The sequence below is a fragment of the Sphingomonas bacterium genome (genome assembly GCF_903643035.1).
Lineage (GTDB): Bacteria > Pseudomonadota > Alphaproteobacteria > Sphingomonadales > Sphingomonadaceae > Sphingomonas.
In genome coordinates this window covers 1-3,913 of sequence record NZ_CAHJWW010000261.1, presented here as the reverse complement: position 1 = coordinate 3,913, position 3,913 = coordinate 1, and the positions used below count along the sequence as shown (strand labels likewise).

Here is a 3,913-nt window from a genome sequence, read left to right as displayed (position 1 = left end):
CCCCGACGATACCGAGTATGATGTTCATGAGAACGCCCATATTCGACTTCATGAACTGCTCGGCAAGCCAGCCGGCCAGCCGGCCGACGGCGGCCTCCAGCCCCGCGAAGTCCAGCACGCCGCCCCGCTCGATCAGCGCCGCGTCGCCCGGCGCCCCGCGCGAGGGCAGCGTGTCGATCGGGCGCGGCGTGGGATCGGGCGGCGGCATGGCGTGCGTCCTAGCGCGAAACGGTTGCCGTTTTCACCCTCCCTTCCCATCGCCGCCGCCAGCCGTTACGCCGCGCGCACTCCCCACCTTCCACCCCCACGGAGCAGTTGCGTGATCTTCGAAGACCAGTCGATCGTGGACCGGACCGTGCGCGCGGTGCTGCGCGACGTGCTCTCGCTGCCGCCGGGCCGGGTCGCCGCCTTCCGCGACGACACCCCGCTGTTCGGCGCGCTGCCCGAACTCGACTCGATGGCGGTCGCGGGCGTGCTGACCGAACTGGAGGACCGCCTGGCGATCCTGATCGAGGACGACGAGGTCGACGGCGAGATGCTGGAGACGTTCGGCGCGCTGGTCGCCTTTGCGGCGCGCAAGGCGACGGTCTGAGCGGGGATCCCGCCTTCACCCGCTATGCGTGGGCGGGCGGGGAGGAGTGGATGATGCGGCTCGGCTCCGGAGACGGTCCGGTGGTGGTGGTTGCGCTGCCGCTGTTCGAGGAGGCGAACCGGACGCGGGCGGTGGCGGTGGCGACAATGCGCGCGCTTGCCGTGCTGGGCATAGGGAGCGCCCTGCCCGATCTCCCCGGCCAGGGCGAAAGCCTGGTGCCGACGCAGGCCGCGACGCTGTCCGCGCTGCGCTCGGCCTTCGGGTCCGCGGTGGCTGCGATCGGGGCGGAGGGGAAGGCGGTATACGTGGCGGGCATCCGCAGCGGCGCGCTGCTCGACCTGTCCGCGCCGGTGCGCGGACGCTGGCACCTGTCGCCGCAGGAGGGACCGGCGCTGCTGCGCGAGCTGAAGCGGATCAAGCAGCGGGAGGTCGGACGAACGCGCAAGCTGCCCCCATCGCAAGCCGGCGCGGCGCCGCCCGAGGCCGCGCCCGATCCGCCGGTCCGGATCGCCGGCAATCTTGTCTGTGCCGACCTGCTCTCCGCCTTGACCGGCGCGACCCCCTACGACGCACCCGACGTGCCGAAACGCATCGTGAGGCTGAGCGGCGACCCGCGCCCGGCCGACCGCCACCTCGCCGGCTCGCCACCATGGCGGCGGGCGGAGCCGGGCTGTGATGACGTTCTCGCTGAACGGCTTGCCGCCGATATCGCCGAGTGGGTGAGAAGATGCGAAGACCGCTGATCGTCCCGTGCGAGGGGGCTTCGCTGGTCGCCACGCTCGACGAGGCAGCGGGCGCGACGGGGCTGCTGATCGTGTCGGGCGGCAACGAGGTGCGGGCGGGCGCGCATCGCGGCATGGCGCTGCTGGCGGCGCTGCTGGCGGCGGACGACGTGCCGGTGTTCCGCTTCGACCGGCGCGGCGTCGGGGACTCGGGCGGCGCGAACGGCGGCTACGCATCATCCGCGCCGGACATCGCCGCCGCCGCCGCCGCGTTCCGGCGCGAGCAGCCCCAGATCACCCGCCTTGTCGGCTTCGGCAATTGCGACGCGGCGACCGCGCTGGCAATGTTCGGGCGGGCGGCGGGCATCGATGCGCTGGTGCTCGGCAATCCCTGGCTCGTGGAGCGCGGCGCGGGCGACATGCCCCCGCCGGCCGCGATCCGCGCGCGCTATGCCGGGCGGCTGGCGACCCCCCGCCAGTGGTGGAGGCTGTTGAGCGGACAGGTCGATCTTCGCAAGTTGCTGAAGGGCTTGCGGTCGATCGCTCGCACATCGCCGCAGCCGTCGCTGGCTGCCCGCTTCCTTGCCGGCGTCACCGGCATCCCGACGACGATCGTGCTGGCGACCGGCGACTCGACCGCGCTTGCCGCCCGCGCGGCGCTCCGCTCGCTTCGCCCGGTCCCGATGATGAAGACCGTTACGATCCCCACCGACTCGCACAGCTTCGCCCGCACCGACGACGCGGCCGCGCTGGAGGCGGCGATCCGGGCGGCGCTGGCCGGCTGACCGCGACGCGCGCCTACCAGCTCGCCTCGGCGTTCTCCTTCTCGCCGGCCGGTTCCGCTGCAGCGGCCCGGTCGCTCTCGAACGCGGCGTGGGCGAGGAAGCGTTCGGCGTCGAGCGCGGCCATGCAACCGGTGCCCGCCGCCGTCACCGCCTGGCGGTACACCTTGTCCGCCACGTCGCCGCACGCGAACACGCCGGGCACGCTGGTGCGCGTCGACCCCGGCTCGACCGCCATGTACCCGTCCCCGTCGAGCTCCAGATGACCCCGGAACAGCTCGGTCGCCGGATGATGGCCGATCGCGACGAAGCCGCCCTCCACGTCGATCCGGCTGCGCTCGCCGGTGACGGTGTCGTGGAGGTCGATCGCCACCAGCCCGGCCGCGCCGCCGCCGTCCACGAACCCGGCCACCGCCTTGTTCCACAGCACGGTGATTCCCGGATGCGCGTGCAGCCGCTCCTGCAGGATGCGCTCGGCGCGCAACGTGTCGCGGCGGTGGATCAGCGTGACGTGGGGCGAGTGGTTGGTGAGGTACAGCGCCTCCTCCACCGCCGTATTGCCGCCGCCGATCACCGCCACGCGCTTGCCGCGGAAGAAGAAGCCGTCGCAGGTCGCGCAGGCGCTGACCCCCTTGCCCTTCAGCGCCTCCTCGCTCTCCAGCCCCAGCCAGCGCGCCTGCGCGCCGGTGGCGATCACCAGCACCTCGCCCTCGTACACGTCGCCCGAGTCGCCCGTCAGCCGGAACGGGCGGCGCGACAGGTCGACGCCGGTGATCGTGTCCCACACCATGCGCGTGCCGACGTGCTCCGCCTGCGCCTGCATCTCCTCCATCAGCCACGGACCCTGGACGACGTCGCGGAAGCCGGGATAGTTCTCGACGTCGGTGGTCGTCGTCAGCTGGCCGCCGGGCTGCACGCCCTGGACGACGATCGGGTTCATCCCGGCGCGAGCGCCGTAGATGGCCGCCGACAGCCCCGCGGGACCGGAGCCCAGGATCAGCATGCGGGTGGTGTGGGTGGTCATGGGCGGTTCCTAGCGGGTGATCTGCCCGACCTGCAACATGGGTAGCTGCCCGCTCCCGCCCAAGTCCGCTGATCGACATGAAGCATATTGCCCGCGCGCTTCGCTATGGAGCACGCTACGGTGCCGCCGCAGCAAGGAGTTGGGACATGAGCGATCGCAAGGACATCGGGGTCGATCCCTATGGCGGCCCGGCGGGCGGGTGGGGATCGCTGCGCTCGGTCGCCGCCGTGATCGCCAAGGAAAAGCTCACGCCCCGCGCGATCGTCGAGCTTCAGCGGCAGAACAAGCCCGAGGGCTTCATGTGCGTCAGCTGCGCCTGGGGCAAACCCGCCAACCCGCATATCGAGGAGTTCTGCGAGAACGGCGCCAAGGCCACCGCCTGGGAACTGACGAGCCTGCGCGTCACCCCCGACTTCTTCCGCCGGCACACCGTCACGCAGCTTGCAGGCTGGAAGGACTTCGACCTCGAACAGGCCGGCCGGCTGACCCACCCGATGCGCTACGACGCCGCGACCGACCGGTACGGGGCGGTAAGCTGGGCCGAGGCGTTCGCGGACATCGGCGCGAAGCTGAAGGGATACGACCCCGGCAAGGTGATCCTCTACGCGTCCGGCCGCGCCAGCCTGGAGACGTCGTTCATGTGGTCGCTATGGGGCCGGATGTACGGCAGCCAGAACTTCCCCGATTCGTCCAACATGTGCCACGAGACGACGTCGGTCGGCATGAAGCAGTGCATCGGCTCGCCCGTCGGCACCTGCCAGCTCGACGATTTCGAGGCTTGCGACGCGATCTT

At 71.6% G+C, this 3,913-nt stretch carries 4 protein-coding genes and 2 pseudogenes; 4 read left to right on the top strand and 2 right to left on the bottom strand.

Annotation, left to right across the window (positions count from 1 at the left end):
* A pseudogene (locus tag HUV01_RS13440) lies at positions 1-208 on the bottom strand (hypothetical protein); the annotation flags it as partial.
* A gap of 111 nt (positions 209-319) precedes the next feature.
* Here HUV01_RS13440 and HUV01_RS13435 point away from each other — a divergent pair.
* Genes HUV01_RS13435 through HUV01_RS13425 form a run of 3 tightly spaced genes read left to right on the top strand, consistent with a single transcriptional unit; the run spans position 320 to position 2,099 of the window.
* Positions 320-592, top strand: a complete 273-nt coding sequence (locus HUV01_RS13435; RefSeq protein WP_174298730.1) for an acyl carrier protein — start codon at positions 320-322, stop codon at positions 590-592.
* 53 nt (positions 593-645) lie between these two features.
* On the top strand, positions 646-1,335 hold the full coding sequence (locus HUV01_RS13430) for a hypothetical protein (RefSeq protein WP_254606643.1): 690 nt from the start codon (positions 646-648) through the stop codon (positions 1,333-1,335).
* The gene (locus HUV01_RS13425; RefSeq protein WP_174298728.1) at positions 1,320-2,099 is read left to right on the top strand and encodes a hydrolase 1, exosortase A system-associated; all 780 of its coding nucleotides are present in this window, start codon (positions 1,320-1,322) and stop codon (positions 2,097-2,099) included. The genes HUV01_RS13430 and HUV01_RS13425 overlap by 16 nt, the downstream gene beginning before the upstream one ends.
* 13 nt (positions 2,100-2,112) lie before the next feature.
* Here the strand turns inward: HUV01_RS13425 and trxB are convergent, their stop codons facing one another.
* Entirely contained in the window at positions 2,113-3,120 is a 1,008-nt protein-coding gene (gene trxB / locus HUV01_RS13420) for a thioredoxin-disulfide reductase (RefSeq protein WP_174298727.1), read from the bottom strand.
* A gap of 146 nt (positions 3,121-3,266) precedes the next feature.
* On the opposite strand from trxB, the pseudogene HUV01_RS13415 reads away from it, so the two are divergent.
* Positions 3,267-3,913 (top strand): annotated as a pseudogene (locus tag HUV01_RS13415) (FdhF/YdeP family oxidoreductase); the annotation flags it as partial.